At 33.9% G+C, this 21,015-nt stretch carries 19 protein-coding genes; 10 read left to right on the top strand and 9 right to left on the bottom strand.

Annotation, left to right across the window (positions count from 1 at the left end):
- The first annotated feature begins 22 nt into the window (after positions 1-22).
- The 3 genes from ABFR62_00810 (at position 23) to ABFR62_00800 (ending at position 1,650) form a co-directional block, all read left to right on the top strand.
- Complete coding sequence (locus ABFR62_00810; protein MEN8136958.1) at positions 23-220, top strand: hypothetical protein; 198 nt, start codon at positions 23-25, stop codon at positions 218-220.
- 235 nt (positions 221-455) lie between these two features.
- A complete protein-coding gene (arsC, locus tag ABFR62_00805; GenBank protein MEN8136957.1) occupies positions 456-800 on the top strand; it encodes an arsenate reductase (glutaredoxin) in 345 nt (114 codons plus the stop codon).
- A 1-nt stretch (position 801) separates the two neighbouring features.
- Positions 802-1,650, top strand: coding sequence for a glucosaminidase domain-containing protein (locus tag ABFR62_00800; protein ID MEN8136956.1), 849 nt, complete (start codon positions 802-804; stop codon positions 1,648-1,650).
- A gap of 20 nt (positions 1,651-1,670) precedes the next feature.
- On the opposite strand, the gene ABFR62_00795 is transcribed toward ABFR62_00800, so the two are convergent.
- From ABFR62_00795 to ABFR62_00785, 3 genes are all read right to left on the bottom strand, one after another.
- Complete coding sequence (locus ABFR62_00795) at positions 1,671-2,087, bottom strand: hypothetical protein (protein ID MEN8136955.1); 417 nt, start codon at positions 2,085-2,087, stop codon at positions 1,671-1,673.
- 272 nt (positions 2,088-2,359) lie between these two features.
- Complete coding sequence (locus ABFR62_00790) at positions 2,360-2,674, bottom strand: hypothetical protein (protein ID MEN8136954.1); 315 nt, start codon at positions 2,672-2,674, stop codon at positions 2,360-2,362.
- A gap of 393 nt (positions 2,675-3,067) precedes the next feature.
- On the bottom strand, positions 3,068-4,027 hold the full coding sequence (locus tag ABFR62_00785; GenBank protein MEN8136953.1) for a Gfo/Idh/MocA family oxidoreductase: 960 nt from the start codon (positions 4,025-4,027) through the stop codon (positions 3,068-3,070).
- A 242-nt stretch (positions 4,028-4,269) separates the two neighbouring features.
- Here ABFR62_00785 and lpdA point away from each other — a divergent pair, with 242 nt between their 5' ends.
- The 4 genes from lpdA to ABFR62_00765 all read left to right on the top strand — a co-directional run bounded on the left by lpdA (position 4,270) and on the right by ABFR62_00765 (position 8,887).
- A complete protein-coding gene (gene lpdA, locus ABFR62_00780; protein MEN8136952.1) occupies positions 4,270-5,658 on the top strand; it encodes a dihydrolipoyl dehydrogenase in 1,389 nt (462 codons plus the stop codon).
- 155 nt (positions 5,659-5,813) lie between these two features.
- Positions 5,814-7,178, top strand: coding sequence for a bile acid:sodium symporter family protein (locus tag ABFR62_00775; protein ID MEN8136951.1), 1,365 nt, complete (start codon positions 5,814-5,816; stop codon positions 7,176-7,178).
- Between the two features lie 9 nt (positions 7,179-7,187).
- Entirely contained in the window at positions 7,188-8,510 is a 1,323-nt protein-coding gene (locus ABFR62_00770; protein MEN8136950.1) for a 1-acyl-sn-glycerol-3-phosphate acyltransferase, read from the top strand.
- Positions 8,511-8,689: 179 nt separating this feature from the next.
- Positions 8,690-8,887: a hypothetical protein gene (locus tag ABFR62_00765; GenBank protein MEN8136949.1), complete on the top strand. Its 198-nt coding sequence runs from the start codon at positions 8,690-8,692 to the stop codon at positions 8,885-8,887.
- Between the two features lie 22 nt (positions 8,888-8,909).
- Here the strand turns inward: ABFR62_00765 and ABFR62_00760 are convergent, their stop codons facing one another.
- The 4 genes from ABFR62_00760 to ABFR62_00745 form a co-directional block, all read right to left on the bottom strand.
- The gene (locus tag ABFR62_00760; protein ID MEN8136948.1) at positions 8,910-9,548 is read right to left on the bottom strand and encodes a CAP domain-containing protein; all 639 of its coding nucleotides are present in this window, start codon (positions 9,546-9,548) and stop codon (positions 8,910-8,912) included.
- A 91-nt stretch (positions 9,549-9,639) separates the two neighbouring features.
- On the bottom strand, positions 9,640-11,229 hold the full coding sequence (locus ABFR62_00755) for an OstA-like protein (protein ID MEN8136947.1): 1,590 nt from the start codon (positions 11,227-11,229) through the stop codon (positions 9,640-9,642).
- 199 nt (positions 11,230-11,428) lie between these two features.
- Positions 11,429-12,700 carry an adenylosuccinate synthase gene (locus ABFR62_00750; protein MEN8136946.1) on the bottom strand — a complete coding sequence of 424 codons (1,272 nt, stop codon included), beginning with the start codon at positions 12,698-12,700 and terminating at the stop codon, positions 11,429-11,431.
- A gap of 25 nt (positions 12,701-12,725) precedes the next feature.
- The gene (locus tag ABFR62_00745; protein ID MEN8136945.1) at positions 12,726-13,163 is read right to left on the bottom strand and encodes a transcriptional repressor; all 438 of its coding nucleotides are present in this window, start codon (positions 13,161-13,163) and stop codon (positions 12,726-12,728) included.
- A 261-nt stretch (positions 13,164-13,424) separates the two neighbouring features.
- Between ABFR62_00745 and ABFR62_00740 the strand changes: the two genes are divergently transcribed.
- Complete coding sequence (locus ABFR62_00740) at positions 13,425-16,142, top strand: 4-alpha-glucanotransferase (protein ID MEN8136944.1); 2,718 nt, start codon at positions 13,425-13,427, stop codon at positions 16,140-16,142.
- A 159-nt stretch (positions 16,143-16,301) separates the two neighbouring features.
- The gene (locus tag ABFR62_00735) at positions 16,302-16,706 is read left to right on the top strand and encodes a hypothetical protein (protein MEN8136943.1); all 405 of its coding nucleotides are present in this window, start codon (positions 16,302-16,304) and stop codon (positions 16,704-16,706) included.
- A gap of 109 nt (positions 16,707-16,815) precedes the next feature.
- Here the strand turns inward: ABFR62_00735 and ABFR62_00730 are convergent, their stop codons facing one another.
- Both ABFR62_00730 and clpB read right to left on the bottom strand, forming a co-directional pair.
- A complete protein-coding gene (locus ABFR62_00730; protein ID MEN8136942.1) occupies positions 16,816-17,787 on the bottom strand; it encodes an endonuclease/exonuclease/phosphatase family protein in 972 nt (323 codons plus the stop codon).
- 148 nt (positions 17,788-17,935) lie between these two features.
- Positions 17,936-20,527, bottom strand: coding sequence for an ATP-dependent chaperone ClpB (gene clpB / locus ABFR62_00725; GenBank protein MEN8136941.1), 2,592 nt, complete (start codon positions 20,525-20,527; stop codon positions 17,936-17,938).
- Between the two features lie 284 nt (positions 20,528-20,811).
- Here clpB and ABFR62_00720 point away from each other — a divergent pair.
- A partial coding sequence (locus tag ABFR62_00720) for a hypothetical protein (protein ID MEN8136940.1) occupies positions 20,812-21,015 on the top strand: 204 nt, incomplete at its 3' end.

Here is a 21,015-nt window from a genome sequence, read left to right as displayed (position 1 = left end):
CATCATATTTAAAAAAAAATTTATGAAAGGACTAAAATTTACTCAAATAGCTATAATTATATTTGCAGTACTTGTAAAGAATTTAATATTCCAATACTACGGTTGGGAATACGACGTTTTTAACGATGAATTTGATCTTACCAAAATAGTTGCACATATTGGCGCGGTTATTGTTATTATCTTTGGAATATCGTTCGTAGTAATGAAGTTGAAAAGATAAAAGATAAAAGAGGAAAGAGGAAAGATACCTGCCTGCGTGACTCAGTCAGGCAGGAAAGATAAAAGATAAAAGATAAAAGAGGAAACCGACGAAGGAGGTTCAGCGAGCAACCGTTGAAGAACGGAGTGCCAGCGAGCTAAAGATAAAAGATAAAAGAGGAAAGATAAAAGAGGAAAGTACAATATTTTGGGATTATATGAGTTTTTCGAGGTATAGTACAAATCATAGATAAATTATGGTAAAAATATATCACAATCCACGATGCGGGAAGAGCAGAGCAGGATTAAAGGCAGTACAGGATGCAGGAATAGAACCGGAAATAATTAAATATTTGGAAACCACTCCTAATGCAGGTGAACTAAAGGATATTCTAGGTATGTTGAGTATGAAACCAATTGAACTTGTAAGAGTAAAAGAGTCCATTTGGAAAGATAATTTTAAAGGAAAAGACCTAAGTGATGATGAAATAATCGTGGCGATGGTCGAGAATCCCAAGCTTATAGAACGGCCAATTGTTGTTAAAGGCGGTAAGGCTGCTTTAGGCCGGCCTACAGAGAATATTATTAACTTATTGAAATAATATGAGGGTTTATATAATCCTTTTTATTTTTTTTATATCGATAAGCTGTAATAGAGAGCTTGCTGTAAAAAGTATTTCAGTTGATGACTATGCTTTACTGGATTCTGTTTTTGCTTCTAAGAAAAGTAACGTGGAAGGTACAATAGCACCTGTTTTTGTCGAAAATATTTCTCCGGGTATAAAAGAATTGAGTGTAAAGGATAGAAAAGAAATTTTCATAAAGTTTTTAATGCCTGTTGTATTAAGGAGCAATGAAACTATTCTTTCTAAACGGAATCGTATTATTGATATTTACGAAAGGTATAACGATAATAGGGTAGTAAGCGGTGAAGAGTTACTGTGGATTGATGATTTGAGTGAAATATACAGAACCGGTGAAAAGGATTTTGATGCTCTTCTCAAAAAAGTTGATATGATACCTCCATCACTAATTATTGCACAGGCTATTGTTGAAAGCGGATGGGGAACTTCCAGGTTTGCCATAGAGGGAAATTCACTGTTTGGAGAACATTTTTCAAATGGAGCGGAGGGAAGTTTTATCAGTGCGAATAATTCCGATATTAAGCTTAGGACATTCGAAAGTATAGAAAAGGCAGTAGATCGTTATTGTATTAATTTAAACAGGCACAGGGCTTATAAAGAGTTTAGAGAAAAGCGTTTTATATCAAGGCAAAGTTCACTTAAGCCTTCTTCCATAGAACTGGCTGAAGCTTTAGGTAGTTATTCTGAAAAGGGGAGTGAATATATTATTAACTTAAAGCAAATAATTAGAAAAAATTCACTGCAAATTATAGATGATATTATTCTTGAAAAAAAAGGAGTAGAGTATAGGGTTTTGGTGAAGAGTTAAAAATGATCTCTCTTAATTTTTCACAGTTTTCTTTCATAATATTTATGCGAATAAATAAGTGTTTTTAACTCTGTTAGTTCATTGTAAAGTGTTTTAATGGTTAGAGTTTCAGTGTTTTGTTTGTTTGCTTCTAACAGATGTTCGGTATAGCTTATTTTTTCACTTATTTCAGTTAACTCTGCTTTTCTGTTTTTATAGAAGCAACAGCTTTTGTATTTGTTTATTTGATTTTGTAATCTTTTGTGATAAGAATTTATTACTTCTAATTCCCATCCAAAGTCGCAAGAACTACCCTGTTCATTAATATGAATTTGTAATCTATCAATACGGCTTACAACTTTATTTAGAGTATAGCTGATGTTATCTTTGCTAACGCTCTTATTTTGTGCATTTAATCCCCAAGAAACTAGTAAAAGAAATAGTAGTGATTTTTTCATAATTATACCTCAATTGATTGTTATAGAATTTAGTATTATTCTTTTTCGAGTATAAACATAGTAGTAATATTCTTACAGGACAATACCTATTAATGGGTATATTTTGTTTTTTGTAAAAATGTTAATTGTTGATTTTTAAGAGGTAAGCAAAGTGGAGTGATTTTTGTTTTCTGAACAGGCTGCTGCTTACTCCCTAAGGCTGCCCTTCAACAGGCTCAGGAATCATCGTTTGGGGCTTGAGTTACAGGTTATAAGACTGAAGTCTAAATATATTACTCCAAAATAGGAGTAAACAACACTGCAATACCAAGTATAACCTCCAGTATGCCCAGGTATTCTACTTTTATATTATACAAACTGTGATCTCGTCCCGATATTATTTTCTTCTCTGTTTCTCTTTCAATTAGTAAGTGTTCCGGTTTGCTGCTCCATTCTTTTCCTAAACCCCAGGTTGCAATTCCACTTAAAATAAAAACCGAAGAAAATACGCTCCTGTCAATATGATCGATAAATAAAGAAATTGCCCCAATGCCAGTAACAAATAAAATTAAGATGCTAAATATCCCGCGTCCTTTCCAAGTAATCATAGGTGTAAATTTGTTTTTTTTTTATTTGAGTAATTTTTCAGGTACGAAAGTAGTAGGTCTATTGTCTGGAGGCAATACTCATTAATAGGTATATTTTGTTTTTTATAAAAATATTAATTATTTATTTTCAGTAGTTTAGAAAAACAGAGCGATTTTGAGTATGGGGTAGAGTGTGTTTTTTTATTAGTGATGAAGCAAAAAACGGATGTAGAACTTTTAAAATTGAAACCAATATCTTTTTTGCTATATCGGAGATAGCTACACAGGTTTAGTTGATATTGGTTGTAGCTTACTTGTTTCCGGTTTTTGAACTTGTAGAAAGAGTGGTTACTGGTTTCAAGTTACTTGTTACTGGTAAATATAAACCGCAACTTGAAACCAATAACAAAAAAATTAAAAGCCTGCAATAATCTGTTTGGCAACTTTCAGTGCTTTTGCACCATCTTCAAGAGTTACTAATGGTTTTAAATCGTATTTAATTGCATCGGCAAAAGTTTCCAATTCATCCAGAATTGCATTATTTCCTTCAACGGTTGGTTGGTCGAAATATATTTGCTTTTTAACACCTTCGGCATTCTCCAGAATCATATCAAATTCTCCCGGATTTACAGGTGCATCTTTCATTCTTACTATTTCACTTTTCTTTTCAAGGAAATCAATAGAAACGTAGGCGTCACGCTGGAATAAACGTGTTTTACGCATGTTTTTCATTGAAATTCTTGAGGCCGTAAGGTTTGCAACACATCCGTTTTCAAATTCAATACGGGCATTGGCAATATCAGGTGTTTCTGAAATTACCGATACACCACTTGAATGAATATTCTTTACTTCAGAATTTACTACGCTAAGTATTACATCCAAATCGTGAATCATCAAATCTAAAACTACAGGAACATCTGTTCCTCTTGGATTGAATTCTGCCAGGCGATGAGCCTCAATAAACATAGGATCCTTTATCTGATCTTTAACCGAAATAAATGCAGGATTAAACCTTTCAACGTGTCCAACCTGTCCTTTCAATCCTTTTTTATCGAGCATAGAAAGCAATTCTTCAGCTTCTTCAACTGTATTTGTGATTGGCTTTTCGATGAATACATGTTTACCTGCTTCGATTGATTTTTTTGCAACTTCGAAATGCGAAAGGGTAGGAGTAACAATATCAACAACATCTACGGCTTTTATTAACCCTTCAATTGTATCAAAAAATTTAAAACCAAATTCCTTCTCTACCGCTTCTCCATTTTTTCTGTCAGGATCGTAAAATCCTGCTAGTTCATATTTTTCAGATTGGTTTAGCAGACGCAGATGTATTTTTCCTAAATGTCCGGCGCCTAAAACTCCTGCTTTTAACATAATTATAAAAATTTTATCAAATGTAATATTTATGTTTCGTAGTTCAGAAAATATTTTGATGATTAATGTTAGGTTGAGTTAAAGTAGATATTAATTATAATACCATATAATAATATAATATAGTCACTATCTACTATAATCTAAATTTTCTTAAATTCGCGTTTGGTAATAAAGAGCATTTTGTTTTGGGAATTAAAATATATTATTTTTATCAGAATTTTTTGAATTAAAAAACTTTGACAATGACATACGATATAATTGTAGTAGGGAGTGGCCCCGGTGGTTATGTAACTGCGATACGAGCATCTCAACTGGGGTTTAAAACCGCAATAGTTGAAAGAGAAAAGCTTGGAGGTATTTGTTTAAATTGGGGATGTATACCAACAAAAGCATTATTAAAAAGTGCTCAGGTTTTTGATTATATGAAACACGCTGATCAATACGGATTAAAAGCCGATAATGTTGATAAGGATTTTTCAGCTATTATTTCACGTAGTCGTGGTGTAGCTGACGGTATGAGCAAGGGCATTGATTTTTTGATGAAGAAAAATAAAATCGATGTAATTGCCGGAACTGCTAAACTTAAGCCGGGTAAGAAAATAGATGTGACTGATGCAGAGGGTACCGTAACAGAGTACTCTGCTCAAAATATTATTATCGCAACCGGAGCGCGTTCACGCGAATTGCCAAGTCTTCCACAGGATGGAGAGAAAATTTTCGGTTATAGAAAAGCTATGACTCTCGAACAACAGCCTAAAAAGCTTGTGGTAGTTGGGTCAGGTGCAATCGGAGTTGAATTTGCTTACTTTTATCACACACTCGGAACCGAGGTTACTATTGTGGAATATTTACCAAATCTTGTTCCTGTTGAAGATGCAGATGTTTCGAAAGCATTGGAGCGTTCTTTCAAAAAGTCGAAAATTAAAGTAATGACTAACGCTGAGGTTACCTCGGTAGATACCAGTGGCGAAGGTGTAAAAGTTCATGTAAATACCAAAAAAGGAGATAAGGTAATCGAAGCTGATGCTGTTCTTTCTGCCGTAGGTATTAAGTCGAATATCGAAAATCTTGGATTGGAAGATGTTGGGATAGTTGTAGATAGCGATAAAATTGTTGTTGATAAATATTATAATACAAATATTCCCGGGTACCTTGCAATTGGAGATATTGTTGCCGGTCCTGCTTTAGCTCACGTTGCTTCGGCAGAAGGAATTACTGCTGTTGAAAATATAAAGGGAATGAACCCTGAAGCTATAGATTATGGAAACATTCCGGGATGTACCTATTGTTACCCTCAGGTTGCTTCAGTTGGTATGACTGAGAAAGCTGCTGTTGAAGCCGGACATGAGATAAAAGTTGGTAAGTTTCCGTTTACGGCTTCCGGAAAAGCATCTGCTGCAGGAGCTAAAGATGGCTTTGTAAAAGTGATTTACGATGCCGTTTATGGAGAAATGTTAGGGTGTCATATGGTTGGAGATAATGTTACTGAAATGATTTCTGAGGCCGTAGTTGCCAGAAAATTAGAAACTACGGGACATGAAATTCTTAAAGCGATTCACCCGCATCCCACAATGAGTGAGGCTGTTATGGAAGCAACTGCCGATGCTTATGATGAGGTAATACATTTGTAGAATCTAATTTTATATATTAAATCCTCAGGTCAATGCTTGAGGATTTTTTTTCATAATAATCTATATTAGTATAAAATATATTCAAAGTATATCAGATGTCATTTTGATGTTTACTTGGGATTATCTATTTTGCATACATTCTTATATAAATAAATATGCGTTTATTAAAAATAATTACACCTTTAGTTATATTACTTTATTTTTCTTCCTGTAACAAGGAATTTAATAAAGAAGAATTAGAACTCATCAAGGTTGGTGATACTAAAGAAATGTTAGTTTCAAAGGTAGGTGAACCAATAGAACTTCAAAATATTGAACGTTGGATTTACGAAGGAAATAATACTATTTTTATTCATAAAGGCAAGGTCAATGATTATTTTATAGCTCCCGGGCATGTAGATAATTATGAGGAAATCTCTGTGCATACAAATGGCGACACTGTAATAGCAAAGTCATTTAATGACATAAGGATAGGGATGTCGAACGAAGAGGTTGAAGAGATTGTTGGTTTGCCTAAGAAAGAAGAAAAGATTGAGATTATCTATTATAAAAATCATCAAAAAATTATTGTCCAAAATGGAGTTATCGAGTCAATTGATCTTCATGCATTTCAGGACTTAAGCATTCTTGATAAGATTCGTCTTAACTTTAATAGTGGCGGGATGATTGTTATAAATTTTTCATTGGCAATCATAATGTTTGGAGTGGCTTTAGGAATAAGGCTTGAACATTTTACAGAGGTATTAAAGCATCCTAAGTCAATGATAATTGGGGTTTTTTCGCAGTTTATTGCTTTACCGGCTCTGACATTTCTACTAATACTGATTATGAAACCGACAGCTTCAGTTGCTTTTGGTATGATTCTGGTCGCGGCATCACCCGGAGGTAATATCTCCAATTTTATGACATCATTTGCAAAAGGTAATTCGGCTTTATCTATTAGTTTAACTGCATTTGCAACTCTTGCAGCTATATTTATGACGCCGTTAAATTTTTCTTTTTGGGGTAATTTATATTCCGGTACTTCCGATTTTGTTGTACCAATTCAGATAGATCCATATCAAATGGTAAAAACAGTTTTAATCTTATTGGGAATCCCCGTAGTTTTAGGTTTGGTGTTTAGACATTTCTTTGAAGATTTATCAGTAAAGATCGAAAAACCATTGAGGATATTTTCTATTATCTTTTTCCTTGGCTTAGTTGTAGGTGCTATGAGTTTAAATTTTGAATTCATGGTTAGGTATTTACACCTTATTGTCCTGATGGTTTTCATTCATAACCTACTTGCTTTACTTACAGGGTATTCTTTGGCGAGGATTTTTAAATTACCAAAAATCGACCGTCGAACTCTATCTATCGAAACAGGAATACAAAACTCGGGATTGGCTTTAGTTTTGATCTTTAATCCAAAGCTTTTCGACGGTATTGGAGGTATGGCATTTATAGCCGGAGGATGGGGTATCTGGCATATTATTTCCGGTTTAACTGTGGCATCTGTTTGGAGGAGAATAAAAACTTAACTCTGTTTTATGGGATTTAATACTATTGAAAGGAAATCATATTTATATGGAGTATTGAAAGCTTATCTTTCAAGGGCTTTTCATATGTTTTACAAAATTAGTGTTGAAGATAAGAGCGGGGTGGAAGAAGGTGAACCAATAATATATGCCCCCAATCATCAGAATGCACTTATAGATCCCTTAGTACTTTTATTTACCCGTAAAAGTCAGATTATCTTTTTTGCACGTTCCGATATTTTTAAAAATAAAATTATCGCGAAGTTTCTATATTTTATAAAGATGCTCCCGGTTTTCAGAATAAGAGATGGGTATGAAAATCTTCATAGAAATCAGGCAATTTTTGATAAAACAATGAGTGTAATTGCCAGTGGAAGCGGATTAGGAATTTTCCCTGAAGCTAATCATGCCGGTTACAGGAAGTTACGGTCTTTGAAAAAAGGAATTTCCCGGGTAGCTTTCCAAACCGAATTAAACTATAATGAGGAATTAAATGTAAAGATTGTTCCTGTAGGAATTGAATATGAACATTATTACTGGTTCAGATCAAAAGTTCATGTTAATTACGGAAAAGCAATTTCTGTTAAGGATTATATTGAGGATTATAAAGAAAATATTCCTAATGGGGTTAATAAACTCAATGGAGCAATAAGGGACTCTATAATACCTTTGATAGTTAATATTCAGTTTAAAGGTAATGAATATGAAGCGGTAGACTTTTTAACGGAAATAAATTTCAACATAGAGAATAGTACAGAAGACTTATCGTTTGAAGACAGAATAAAACACGATCAAAAACTTGTTGAAAATATTACGAGGTTTCAATATCTGGATGAAGATATATTCTCAAAGATTATCAGAAAAACCAATGAATACAGAAAACTGTTAAAGGAGGTAAGAACTGATGATTACAGTGTTCAAAGGGTTCAGAATAAAAGATCCTGTATAGGTATAATATTACTTTTAATATTGACATTTCCATTGTATATAATAGGGGCTTTATTTAACTATTTGCCGTATAAATTAGTATATATGAGTACCAGAAATATTGAGGATATTCAATTTCATGGAACTATGTACTTTACTTTGGGAGCTTTGGTTAGTTTCCCCGTATTTTATCTGATATACTTTTTTGTGTTAAAAAGTATTTTATCTGTTTATGTTGCATTGATCTTACTGGTAATAATTGGATTTTTAGGGGTTTTCAGTTATGATTACTGGAGGCTTTACATAAAGATGAAAAGAGGAATGAGGATGAAAAAATCATCTAAAAAGCAAAAGGAACTTTTTAGATTGAGGAAGGTTCTTGTGAACTTTTTGGAATCACTTAGGTAGCAGGTCTAATTAGGTCTTATCTTTTGATTGTCTCTCACTGCTAAGATGTTATATTTACTCAAACTAGATCAAGATTTTTATTGAGTAACTTGTATTAGATAAGTGTTCAATATTATAAATCAACTAATAATAATTAGTTAATTTAACATAACTGTTTTATTAACCAATTAGATTTAGTTATGGGAATCATAGGATGGAGTATATTATCGTTAGCAGTAGGGTTTGTTGTCGGTTGGCTTGGGCGTAGTGCCAAGAAATGTGTAGCAGACGAAGCTGTTGAAAGTTTACAGTTTAAGCTTAAATCTATGCATCAGGAATTAGATGCCTGCAGAGCAAAATGCTCAGAGCTTCAGGAAAAAACGGATGTTTCTGCTTAGTTTTTACGATATAGTTAAGGTTCTAATAACCTCCTAAATCCTGGGTTATTAGCGCATAGTATTGTTTGTAGATACCCTCACCTTTGCTATATATAACAACTCCAATTCCGGTTTCTTTTAAATCGGGGTTGAGGATGTTTTTTCTGTGTTTTTCGGAATTCATCCACTCATTTACAATTTTTTTAGCAAGGCTGTCATAACTGTGAAAAGTTATTTCTTCTCCATTACTATTGTAATATATTATATTATCGCCATCTGTTTTTATTTCGATATTCTTTTCATTTTTTGAGTTTAAAACAGTGATGTTTGAAATGTTCTCAGCGATATAGGGATAGTTCCCTTCGAATTTTAATATACGTTTAAGCGGCGTTTCCAGACCTACATCATTACCGTTGTTATGTCCGAAAAAGTGGTCGTTATGCATATTGTTGGAATGATATAGTGCAGATGCGGCAAGTTCGTTACTATAGATGAAAATAGAATTATTAGTAGCTTTTCTGGATTGGTTCAGGTATTGAAAAATGTTCCTGTTTAGCTTTTCGATGTCAGGGTTTTCAATATCAATTATTTCACTGTTAACGTTTGAACTGTTATCTAATTGCTGGGCCTTAATATAACCTGAACAGATTACTATTAAGAATAGTAAAAGCTTGGTTTTCATTATAGTAAATTTTAGTTATTAGGATGTTTTGGATTGTAATCGTTAATAAATGTAATATCTTTTTACATATTTACACCATTTTTTTGAAAAACTATTGGATATTGTCAATATTTATGTCGGGTTTTGAAATGTTTTCAGGTTTTGGTGCTTCCTGATCACTGTTTATTTGCAGAGGACTATCAACAAAAATATCTTCCTTACTGTTTATTCTTTCCTCATTTCTCCATGAAAAACCTTTTAGTTTTCGTGCATTTTCAGGTATTACGGAGTTTGGGGAAAGTTCTGCTTCAGGATCTGTTATAAAAGATATTTCGTTTATTTCGTTTTCTTTAAGTCTGATTAGCATGTAGCTGCTAACGGCTTTGTTGATGCCAATCAGTTCTTTTTGTTCGTTCCTGGCAAAGTAAATAGTTTCACTGTTTCCTACTACATTAATTATGTCTAATTCATTGTTTTTGAATTTTCCATAGATATTTTTACCCTTTATTTGGTTAAAATTATCTATAGTATCATTAGAAATAATAAAGCCGTTATTGATCAATTTCAAAGAATCTAATTTTTCGGTTTCACTATTATTTGTTACTATAATTGTATCTGAAGTCATCTGATTTTTTCCTGACCATACTATAGGGTCGTATAACATTTTTATCTCTCCAATTTCTTCATTATATATAAGAGAGTCACATTTTCCCTGCATGTCGTTTTTATACATTTTCACCTTGTGAAAAACCCGCATTAATCTGTTTTTGGATTTTGGCAACATGGTCATCATTAATGTATCTCCGTGGATAAAAAGAGAATCGTTTTCCATTATATTAATTGCAACAGCCCTGTCTGTAACAAATGTGGAATCATTATTTTCGAAATATTCGGCATATTCTCCTTTGATTATGAGATTTTTTGTAGTGTCGTTTACTACAATATTTTTGTTTGCCGAACCAAAACCTTTTCTTCGGTCATAGTAAATAGAATCTCCTTCCAGGGTTTGATTTCCATAGCTGATGTATGAATTCTTTTTGAAATAGGATTCTTCATTCCTCGTATCGTAAAATCCGTTTTCACAATAGATAAAATTGTCGGTACTTGTAATAGTGGACGGACCGTAAAAATATACAGTTTTGTAGTTGGTATAATATGTGAGATGATTTGATTTCATCACATATTTATCATTTGTTATAGTAACATCGGTGGTGAAAACTAATTTTTTATCTGTCGTATGGTAGGTTCCTTTTAAAGAGGTAAGGGTATTGGCGCTATCTTTGATCTCACCATAGGAAGGATAGTAAGCAATCTGCTGATTTCTATCGAACCTGACAGTATCACTCTTTAAAGTCATACTGGGCTCAATTAGTCTTACGTTTCCATTGGCTAAAGCCAGCTTTGAATCGCCGTGGTAATCCAAATAATCGGAGTACATTTTTAAGGTGTCTGCCTGATTGACAATTACACTACCAAAGGCTCTCATAATATTTTTTCCCTGATAGAAAACAGCGCTGTCACATGATAAAATTGTTCCATCATGTTCAAAAGATACGTGTCCTATCATCATTTGGGCGTCGGGGTCAACTTTTCTGTCAAACCTGTGCTCATCTGCGTGTTTATATTTGATTTTTTGAACTTTCTCCTGAGCAAAAGAAGTTGTGATAAACAGAAAGCTAATAATGGTAAGTATAAATCTCAAAATAATATGTTGTGTTATTAATACCTGATAAATTAAAAAGAAGACATTAAAAGACAAAACTTATCAGTCTTTCGATGCATATTTAGCGCAAATTCATTAATTGCTCAAATTTAAACAATATTAGTGATTTTTTGAACAAAAAAGAGGGGCATAAAGGCCCCTCTAAATTATTATCTATATGTTGTTTTTACTTAACTGATTATCTGTTGATTGTTTGAGTTCTATCAGGACCAACAGATACAACAGCAACAGGTATTCCGGTTTCTTTTTCGATAAAATCTATATATTTATTTAGATTTTCCGGAAACTCTTCTGCCGATTCAATCTTAGTAAGATCTTTTTTCCAACCCGGAACTTCAGTATAAATAGGCTTAATGTTTTCTTCTTCTACATTATAAGGGAAATAATCGATTTTTTCTCCTCTGTATTCATAATGTGTACAAACTTTTAATGTTTTGAAGCCACTTAGTACGTCGGCTTTCATCATGTAAAGTTTAGAAACTCCATTAATTTCACATGCATACTTTAGGGCAACCAGGTCTAACCAACCTGTACGGCGGGCTCTACCGGTTGTAGATCCAAATTCGTTTCCAACTTTTGCTAATTGTACTCCATCTTCATCGAATAACTCAGTTGGGAAAGGACCACTACCAACCCTAGTAACATAGGCTTTGAAAATTCCAATAACATCACCAATAGAGCGGGGAGAAATTCCTAAACCGGTACATGCTCCCGCAGCAGTTGTTGTTGATGAAGTTACAAACGGATATGTTCCGAAGTCTACATCCAATAATGACCCCTGAGCTCCTTCTGCCAGGATTGTCTGATTATTTTTTAGTGCATCACTGAAGTATTTTTCACTGTCGATAAATTTCAACAGTTTCAATGCTTTAATAGATTCAAACCATTCTTTCTCCAGTTCTTTAAGATCGAATTGAATATCAACATTGTAATTTTCTAACATTTCAAGATGCTTAGCCCTTAAGTTGTTATATCTGTCCATGAAGTCACTCAACTCTATGTCTCCAACCCTAAGACCGTTTCTCCCGGTTTTATCCATATAAGTTGGACCAATACCTTTTAGGGTCGAACCAATTTTAGCTTTTCCTTTTGCTGTTTCTGAAGCAGCATCCAACAACCTGTGAGTTGGTAATATTAAATGAGCTTTTCTGGAAATAAAAAGTTTTTTTTGAAAGTCGATATTAAAACCCGACATTTCATCAATTTCCCTTTTGAATATTACAGGATCAATCACCACTCCGTTTCCTATAATATTTTCAGAGTCTTTGTGAAATATACCTGATGGAATTGTGTGCAGAACGTGCTTATGTCCGTCAAACTCTAAAGTATGACCTGCGTTTGGACCACCCTGAAAGCGAGCTATAATATCATATTGAGATGTTAAAACATCTACAATTTTCCCCTTACCTTCATCTCCCCATTGAAGGCCTAACAATAAATCAACCGTCATTTTATTTTATATAAATGATATGTAATTAATCCTTATTTTTTTCTCCATAAAAGTACAAAGAATGACTTTGTATTTTTACTCCAAAACTTTCTTCTATACCTTGCTTAATAGCCTCTATTCTGGGATCACAAAATTCAATAACTTCACCGGTATCGGTAATAATCAGGTGATCATGCTGTTTATCGAAGTGAGATTTTTCATAAAATGATTGATTATGACCGAACTGATGTTTTCTAACCAAATTACATTCCAGTAACAGGTCGATTGTATTATACAATGTAGCCCTGCTAACCCTATAGTTTTTATTTTTCATTTTAATATATAGTGATTCTATATCAAAATGGCCTTCATTTGAGTATATCTCCTGAAGAATGGCAAAACGTTCAGGCGTTTTCCTATGTCCTTTGTTTTCAAGGAATTTAGTGAAAACTTGTTTTACAATGGATTGATTATTCTCGCTCATTTTAATGATTTAATAGTATAATGCTAAATAAGTAATATTTATTTAGATTACCTAAAAATGTGAACAAACTTTAATAAGTATTTTAGAGTTTAAACTATGCAAAGTTATTAATAAAAATGGCTGTTATTAGCATAAAATGTATTTTTGATTTGATTTTTATATATTGTATCTTTTTATTATTACTTTTGAAACAACACTAAGTGTTGTAAGTACACTTATGTATTGAACAACAATAACAACAACATAAATAGTTAATAAATAATGAAACTTACGTTTAAAATAAGTTATCAAACTCAATGGGGACAAAGGATTTTTGTGAGTGGTAACATTCCTGAATTAGGTAACGGAGATATTACAAAAGCAGTTGAAATGTCATATTTCAATGGCGAACAATGGGAGCTGATTGTTAATATGAAAGCAAGTAAGAAGTTCCTGTTTGAATATTCGTACTTTGTTAAAGACGAATCCGGTAATGTAGATAAAGAGTGGGGAGAGAAGAGGAAAGTTGAAGTATCTCCTACTTGGGGAAAATCTTTAATATTACAAGATCAGTGGAAAGCAACTAATAATCCGCAAAATGCTTTTTCAACAACTCCTTTTTCTAATGTATTTTTCAGTCAGGATTCTGTAAAGTCGAAAAAAACAGTTTACAAGAAAAATATAAGCCATATTTTCAATGTTAGAATTCCTTTTGATATATCCGGTTTATCGGTTTGTATTTTGGGAGGAAATAAAGAACTTGGTGATTGGGACTGGTCGAAGGCTCTTGTACTAGATAAGAAGTCGGACTTTGATTATAGTGTTCAACTGGATTTATCATCATCTCTCTTTCCTGTAGAATATAAATACGGACTTTACGATGAAAGTAGCAAACAAGTTATTGAACTTGAGGATGGTTCTAACAGAAAGATTACTCACGCTCCTAAAAGCAAAGATGAAAAGTTAATAGTCAGTGATGAGAACTTTGTCAGAGAATTTGAACAGTGGAAAGGTGCCGGAGTGGCTATTCCTGTATTTTCTTTAAGGAGTAAAAAATCTTTGGGAGTAGGGGAGTTCAGCGATATAAAATTACTTGTTGACTGGGCTGTAAAAACAGACATGAAGCTAATCCAGATTTTACCGATAAACGACACTATTGCATCACATAGCTGGGTTGATTCGTATCCTTATGCTGCAATCTCTGTATTTGCATTACATCCTATTTACTTAAATCTGGAAAAAGCCGGAAAGTTAGCATCAAAGCTAACTCAAAATATAATTACTGAGTTGCGGGATGAGCTGAATGCCAAAAGTACGATTGATTATGAAAAAGTGATGAATACTAAGCTCCGTTATATTAAGCAAATATATACAGAGAGTAGAGAAGCAATTAAAAGTGATAAGAAGTTCAAGACTTTCGTAAGTGAAAATGCAGAGTGGTTGAAGCCTTATGCTGCATTTAGCTTTCTGAGGGATTTATACGAAACAGTTGATTTCAAAAAATGGGGAAAATATGCTGAATTTAGTCAGGAGGTTTTAGATGAGATAAACGATGAGAAATCAGCGCATTTTGTTGATGTAGAACTACACTATTTTACTCAGTATCACTTGCATTTACAACTTTTGGAGGCAAGTGAATATGCGCGTAAAAACGGTATTATTTTAAAAGGAGATATCCCAATTGGTATATACAGGAACAGTGTTGATGCTTGGACAGAGCCTCATTTGTATAATATGGAGATGCAGGCTGGTGCTCCGCCGGATGATTTTGCGGTAAAAGGTCAAAACTGGGGATTCCCAACATACAATTGGAATGAAATGGCCAAAGATGGTTATTTATGGTGGACAAAACGTCTTCAGAAATTATCAGCCTACTTTGATACATTTCGCATAGATCACATTTTAGGTTTTTTCCGTATTTGGCAAATTCCTATGCATGCCGTGGAGGGAATATTAGGGTATTTTAATCCTGCTCTGCCTATTAAGGAAGAAGAGTTTGGAACAAAAGGATTGAATTTTGATTCAGGCAGATATTGTAAGCCTTATATCAGAGAACATATTCTGATAGATATTTTTGGCGATAAAATAGATTATATAAAAAACAACTTTCTGGTAGATAAAGGTTATGGTGTGTATGAGCTGAAAGATGAGTTTGCCACGCAGCGCCATGTTGAAAGTTATTTTAAGGTTGACGAAAGCACAACACTCGAAGAGAGGGCTGAGATTGATATAATCAAGAAAGGATTATACGATTTAATTGCCGATATTATGTTTATTGAAATTGATGGTGAAAATGGAATGGAATATCACCCAAGACATTCACTTCAAAGTACACACTCTTTTAAAGAGCTGGATGATTATTCAAAGGAAATAGTAAATAATATTTACAATGATTATTTCTATAACCGTCAGGAGGATTTTTGGAAGGAGCGTGCAATGGAAAAATTACCATCAATTAAAAACGCAACCAATATGTTGATATGTGGGGAGGACCTGGGTATGGTACCGGCGGTTGTTCCGGGGGTTATGGATAAGCTTGGAATTTTATCTTTAGAGGTTCAAAGAATGCCAAAAGATACAGGTATTGAATTTTTCCATCCTGCCAATGCTCCTTATTTGTCGGTAGTAACATCGTCCAGTCATGATATGTCTACAATTCGCGGATGGTGGGAAGAAGATTATGACAGGTCACAAAGATTTTTTAATCAGATATTGGGACATCAGGGATTAGCACCTTACTACGCTGATTCGTGGCTGGTAAAAGAGGTAGTTAATCAACATCTTTACAGTCCGGCTATGTGGTCGATTCTTCCAATCCAGGATTTTATCGGAATAGATGATAAATTGCGTTTTAAAGAAGCCAAGGCCGAACAAATAAATGAACCGGCAATTATTCCTCATTATTGGAGGTACAGGTTCCACATGAATATAGAAGACTTACTCAAGGAGGATGATTTTAATAATGCTGTAAAAGACATGGTTAACAGATCGGGACGTTAATACCAATTACACATCAAAAACAGAATATATAGAGAGACTCTTATTGCTAAGGGTCTCTTTTTTTATTTTTCTTAAAATTATTTCGGATTTATATCGTTATATATATATGTAATATTACATTTGCAAAAATAATCACACACCGGCAACAAGTTATTGAATATGAAGTTAATAGTATTAGTGCTGCTCTTGCTTTTTAGCAGCATTACCTATGCACAATTTAATGTGAATGAAATAAGCAAAAGCGTAAATGAGCTTAATGATGCTAATTCTAAAGTTTACGAATACGATATAGTAACAAATTCGTTAAAGTGTAACTTATACTTCATTGACGAAGAGTCTTTTAAAGCCTACACCCAACTTAGAAATATCAACTCTATTTTTGATGAATCATTTCAGGATTTATCTAATGCCGGAACTATCGATAAAATGAAGAAATTAGGTGTTTCAAAAGTAAATTTGATAATAAAAACTGAAGATTCAGGAGAAATTATCACAAATAAGATAATGGCAATTTCCGGGATAAAAGAAGAATCGTTAATTATTAAAACGGTCCCATCGTTTTAGATTGTGAAATAAGATGACTAAAGGATTATTAACTTCTTATATCTATGTTCTCCGCGATTTTAATCATTAGGGAATACAGTGAAAATAGTATAGTAGCGGATAGGTAACTTCACTTTATAAATACCAGATCGGTAAATATTGGCAGATGGTCTGAAAATCCATTGTTGTATTTGTAGCCTGTATAAGTTCTGTGTGGTTTGAAACCAGTGTATTTGTTGTCTTTTTTTTGAAGGAATTTTGCCATGAAAACACGGGTAGAGTATTTAAGGTAAACTTTGTTGGATTTATCCAATAAGCTGTTTGAAACAAAAAAGTGGTCGAGCCTAGTCCATTTACCCTGATGTTTGTGTGTTCCGTGATCAGCATTTAACAAATTGATGAATCTGTATCTATCCAGCATTTTTATACTTGAATTTAGTGGAGTATCGTTAAAATCGCCCATAACAATAATCTTAGGATTAATCCGTGTATTATTTATTGAATCGATAATAGAAATAAGTTGTTTCACAGCATTTATTCGTTTGGGCTCCGATTTTTTATAGCCGCCATAACGCGAGGGAAAGTGTAGTATAAAAAAATTTAATGTATCACCGCCTTTTACAATGCCTTTGGCGAATAGAATTTCGCGGCTATTTATTTTTTCTCCATTTTCATCAATTAATGGGTAGAACTTATAACTTATAGGAAAGAATTTATCCTTTCTGTATAGAAAGGCAACATCAATACCTCTGTGATCGGGAGAATCTCTGTGGATATACTTGTAGTTGTATTTTCTTAGGGCATCGGAGTATATCAAATTTTTGAGTACTGTATCATTTTCTATTTCGGCTAATCCAATGATTGCGGGTGCTTCCCACTCTCCAATTATTTTTAGAGTTTTAGATGTTTTTTTTATTTTTTGCCAGTAACGATAGTTTGTCCAGTGACGGCTGCCGGTCGCAGTAAATTCACCATCGTTGGTTTTTGGATTATCATAAGTGTCGAAAAGGTTTTCTACATTATAGAAAACAATTCTGAAATTGCTTTGACATGTAGATTTTCCCGCTATTATTAATAGCAATAAAGTGTAAATTAATTTCATCTTAGTAAATATGGGTATATTTACTACAAGTTATAAAATTTAGTTGAAAAACTATTATAGTGACTATGAGTTTAACTTTATTAAGAATATAAAAAAAGCGTTGAACATTTAATTGCTCAACGCTAACTATATTAGAATTAAATAATGATTACTTATTAATAAAAATCAGTTTGTCTTTCTCAAAGTCAATTAGAATATCACTTTCGGGTATTATGCTTCCCTTCAATATCTCTTTTGACAAGATGTTGAGAAGGTCACGTTGTATAACTCTCTTTATTGGTCTTGCTCCGAATTGAGGGTCAAAACCTTTTTCAGACAAAAAGTCAACAGCTTCATTACTAAAGGAAATATTGATATTCTTTTTAGCCAGCATCTTTTTCAGGATATTTAGCTGAAGTTTAACAATATTGTTCACCTCATCTCTGTTTAGGGGAGTGAACATTATAGTTTCGTCAATCCTGTTTAGAAACTCCGGTCTGATGGTTTTTTTCAACAGTGCAAAAACATCATTTTTAGCTTCTTCTATCAGTTCATCTCTATTGTTTTCATTTAGATTTTCGAACTTATCCTGAATAATATGTGAACCAGTGTTCGAAGTCATTATTATAATTGTGTTTTTAAAGTTTGCAACCCTTCCTTTGTTATCGGTAAGGTGTCCGTCGTCTAACACCTGTAATAAAATATTGAAAGTGTCGGGGTGAGCCTTTTCAATTTCATCAAGAAGAATCACCGAATAAGGCTTTCTTCGTACGGCTTCGGTAAGCTGTCCGCCTTCATCATAGCCAACATATCCCGGAGGAGCACCTATCAGCCTGCTAACTGCGTGACGTTCCTGATATTCACTCATGTCGATTCGGGTCATAGCCGATTCATCATCAAATAAAAACTCAGCCAAAGCTTTCGCCAGTTCTGTTTTACCCACACCGGTTGTTCCAAGGAACAGGAAAGAACCTATAGGTCTGTTCTCGTCCTGCAAACCTGCTCGTGATCTGCGTACTGCATCCGATACTGCTTCAATGGCTTCTTCCTGCCCAATTACTCTTTTATGGAGCTCATTTTCCAGATTCAACAGTTTTTCTCTTTCGGCCTGTAGCATTCTCTTTACCGGAATTCCGGTCCACTTCGAAATAACTTCAGCAATATCCTCAGATGTAACTTCTTCTTTAATCAAAGTTTCCGTTGACTGTTTTTCGCTTAATTCACCTTTTAGTTTAGTTAAACGTTCTTCTTCGTCCTTAATTTTTCCATATCTAATTTCAGCTACAAGTCCAAAATCTCCGGTACGTTCTGCTTTGTCAGCCTCAATCTTATAATTTTCTATATTTTCTTTTGCATCCTGAATTCCTTCAACTATATCTTTTTCACCTTGCCATTTAGCCTGAATCTCATTTCTTTTTTCGTTGAGATTTGCAAGTTCTTCTTTTAGGTATTTAAGTTTTACCTCATCTTTTTCACGTTTTATAGCTTCAATTTCAATCTCAAGCTGCATTATTTTTCTGTCAAGGATATCCAGTTCTTCAGGCTTGGAATTTATTTCAATTCTTAATTTTGCAGAAGCCTCATCGATAAGATCAATAGCTTTGTCCGGAAGAAATCTGTCGGAAATATAACGCTGCGACAACTCAACAGAAGCAATTATGGCTTCATCTTTTATGTTGACCTTATGATGAGTTTCGTACTTTTCTTTAATACCCCTTAATATAGATATTGCAGATTCTGTATCCGGCTCATCGATGAGAACCTTTTGAAATCTTCGTTCAAGAGCTTTGTCTTTTTCGAAGTGTTTTTGGTATTCTGCCAAAGTTGTAGCTCCAACCGCTCTCAGCTCTCCACGAGCCAATGCGGGTTTCAGTATATTTGCAGCATCCATTGCTCCCTGTCCGCCACCGGCACCAACTAAGGTGTGGATTTCGTCGATAAAGAGAACAATGTTTCCGTTTGATGACACAACCTCTTTTACAACTGATTTTAGTCTTTCTTCGAACTCACCTTTGTATTTTGCTCCTGCCAGAAGCGCACCCATATCTAATGAGTATAAAATTTTATCTCTGAGGTTGTCAGGAACATCACCGTTAATTATTCTGTGAGCCATACCTTCGGCAATTGCTGTTTTACCAACACCGGGTTCACCTATCAGGATCGGGTTGTTTTTTGTTCTTCGCGATAATATCTGCAGAACCCTTCTGATCTCATCATCACGTCCAATTACAGGATCTAATTTGCCTTCGAGGGCAAGGGAGTTTAAGTTTACAGCGAATTTGTCGAGAGACTGATAAGTTTCTTCAGCCGATTGAGAAGTAACCCTATTTCCCTGACGAAGGTTCTCTATAGCGGTTTTTAACTCCTTTTTTGTAATTCCACTGTCTTTTAACAGCTGACCTGCCTGATCTTTAGAATCGAAAATTGCCAGAATTAAATGCTCAAGTGAAACGTATTCATCTTTCATTTTTTTAGCAATATTCATCGCCTCAGTCAGCATTTTGCCGGCTTCGTTCGATAATCTAATTTCTGCTCCCGAAACTTTGGGAAAAGAGTTTAATACGCTGTTAACCGTCTGTTTGAAAATATCGGTATTTACATCTAATTTTTTCAATAGAAACGGAAGCACGTTTTCATCTACTTCTAAAATTCCTTTTAAAATATGCGCAATTTCTATTTGAGGATGTTGGTATCCCTGTGCAATCTGCTGTGCTTTCTGTACTGCCTCCTGCGATTTTACTGTATATTCGTTAAAGTTCATTTTTGTATTTGTTTTGTTTGTAAACCTCTGTCTATGATGTATACATACAGATAGTTTATTGATTCTTATTCAAGGCGTTCAAAAATCTAAAACACTCATCTTAAGAGTTGTTTGTGCCAATAATCTTCTTACACTATTACAATTACTTTACCATAAACAAAATTGATAGAATAATAGTGACAGTTTATCAGTTTTTCTTAGAGAAAGAGACAAAAAGGCATTTATTTGGAAATGTTTACTGACTGTTTGACAGTGAATGATGTGTTGAAATTGGAAATTGTAATATGAAGAAAGTAATATTTATAATGTTGATATTACCGTTGTTTTTGACGGCTCAACCAAAAGAGGTGGTTACAAATGGTAATGGTGGCGGAAGTCTACGACCTTGTGATACACCCAATCCACCACCGCAGTGTGGGGATGCTGCACCAATTGATAATTACTTGTACATAGGAATAATGATTCTTGGAGGAGTTGCAATTGTAGTT

This window comes from Bacteroidota bacterium, assembly GCA_039714315.1.
Taxonomy (GTDB): Bacteria; Bacteroidota; Bacteroidia; order Flavobacteriales; family JADGDT01; genus JADGDT01.
This window is presented reverse-complemented; position numbering and strand designations above follow the sequence as displayed.

Bases quoted from the DNA above. Each gene is read 5' to 3' on its own strand.
- ABFR62_00795 (MEN8136955.1), bottom strand. From the start codon at position 2,087: ATGAAAAAATCACTACTATTTCTTTTACTAGTTTCTTGGGGATTAAAT.
- ABFR62_00765 (MEN8136949.1), top strand. From the start codon at position 8,690: ATGGGAATCATAGGATGGAGTATATTATCGTTAGCAGTAGGGTTTGTT.
- ABFR62_00810 (MEN8136958.1), top strand. From the start codon at position 23: ATGAAAGGACTAAAATTTACTCAAATAGCTATAATTATATTTGCAGTA.
- clpB (MEN8136941.1), bottom strand. From the start codon at position 20,527: ATGAACTTTAACGAATATACAGTAAAATCGCAGGAGGCAGTACAGAAA.
- arsC (MEN8136957.1), top strand. From the start codon at position 456: ATGGTAAAAATATATCACAATCCACGATGCGGGAAGAGCAGAGCAGGA.
- ABFR62_00740 (MEN8136944.1), top strand. From the start codon at position 13,425: ATGAAACTTACGTTTAAAATAAGTTATCAAACTCAATGGGGACAAAGG.
- ABFR62_00730 (MEN8136942.1), bottom strand. From the start codon at position 17,787: ATGAAATTAATTTACACTTTATTGCTATTAATAATAGCGGGAAAATCT.
- ABFR62_00800 (MEN8136956.1), top strand. From the start codon at position 802: ATGAGGGTTTATATAATCCTTTTTATTTTTTTTATATCGATAAGCTGT.
- ABFR62_00735 (MEN8136943.1), top strand. From the start codon at position 16,302: ATGAAGTTAATAGTATTAGTGCTGCTCTTGCTTTTTAGCAGCATTACC.
- ABFR62_00785 (MEN8136953.1), bottom strand. From the start codon at position 4,027: ATGTTAAAAGCAGGAGTTTTAGGCGCCGGACATTTAGGAAAAATACAT.
- ABFR62_00770 (MEN8136950.1), top strand. From the start codon at position 7,188: ATGGGATTTAATACTATTGAAAGGAAATCATATTTATATGGAGTATTG.
- ABFR62_00750 (MEN8136946.1), bottom strand. From the start codon at position 12,700: ATGACGGTTGATTTATTGTTAGGCCTTCAATGGGGAGATGAAGGTAAG.
- ABFR62_00745 (MEN8136945.1), bottom strand. From the start codon at position 13,163: ATGAGCGAGAATAATCAATCCATTGTAAAACAAGTTTTCACTAAATTC.
- ABFR62_00790 (MEN8136954.1), bottom strand. From the start codon at position 2,674: ATGATTACTTGGAAAGGACGCGGGATATTTAGCATCTTAATTTTATTT.
- ABFR62_00760 (MEN8136948.1), bottom strand. From the start codon at position 9,548: ATGAAAACCAAGCTTTTACTATTCTTAATAGTAATCTGTTCAGGTTAT.
- ABFR62_00775 (MEN8136951.1), top strand. From the start codon at position 5,814: ATGCGTTTATTAAAAATAATTACACCTTTAGTTATATTACTTTATTTT.
- lpdA (MEN8136952.1), top strand. From the start codon at position 4,270: ATGACATACGATATAATTGTAGTAGGGAGTGGCCCCGGTGGTTATGTA.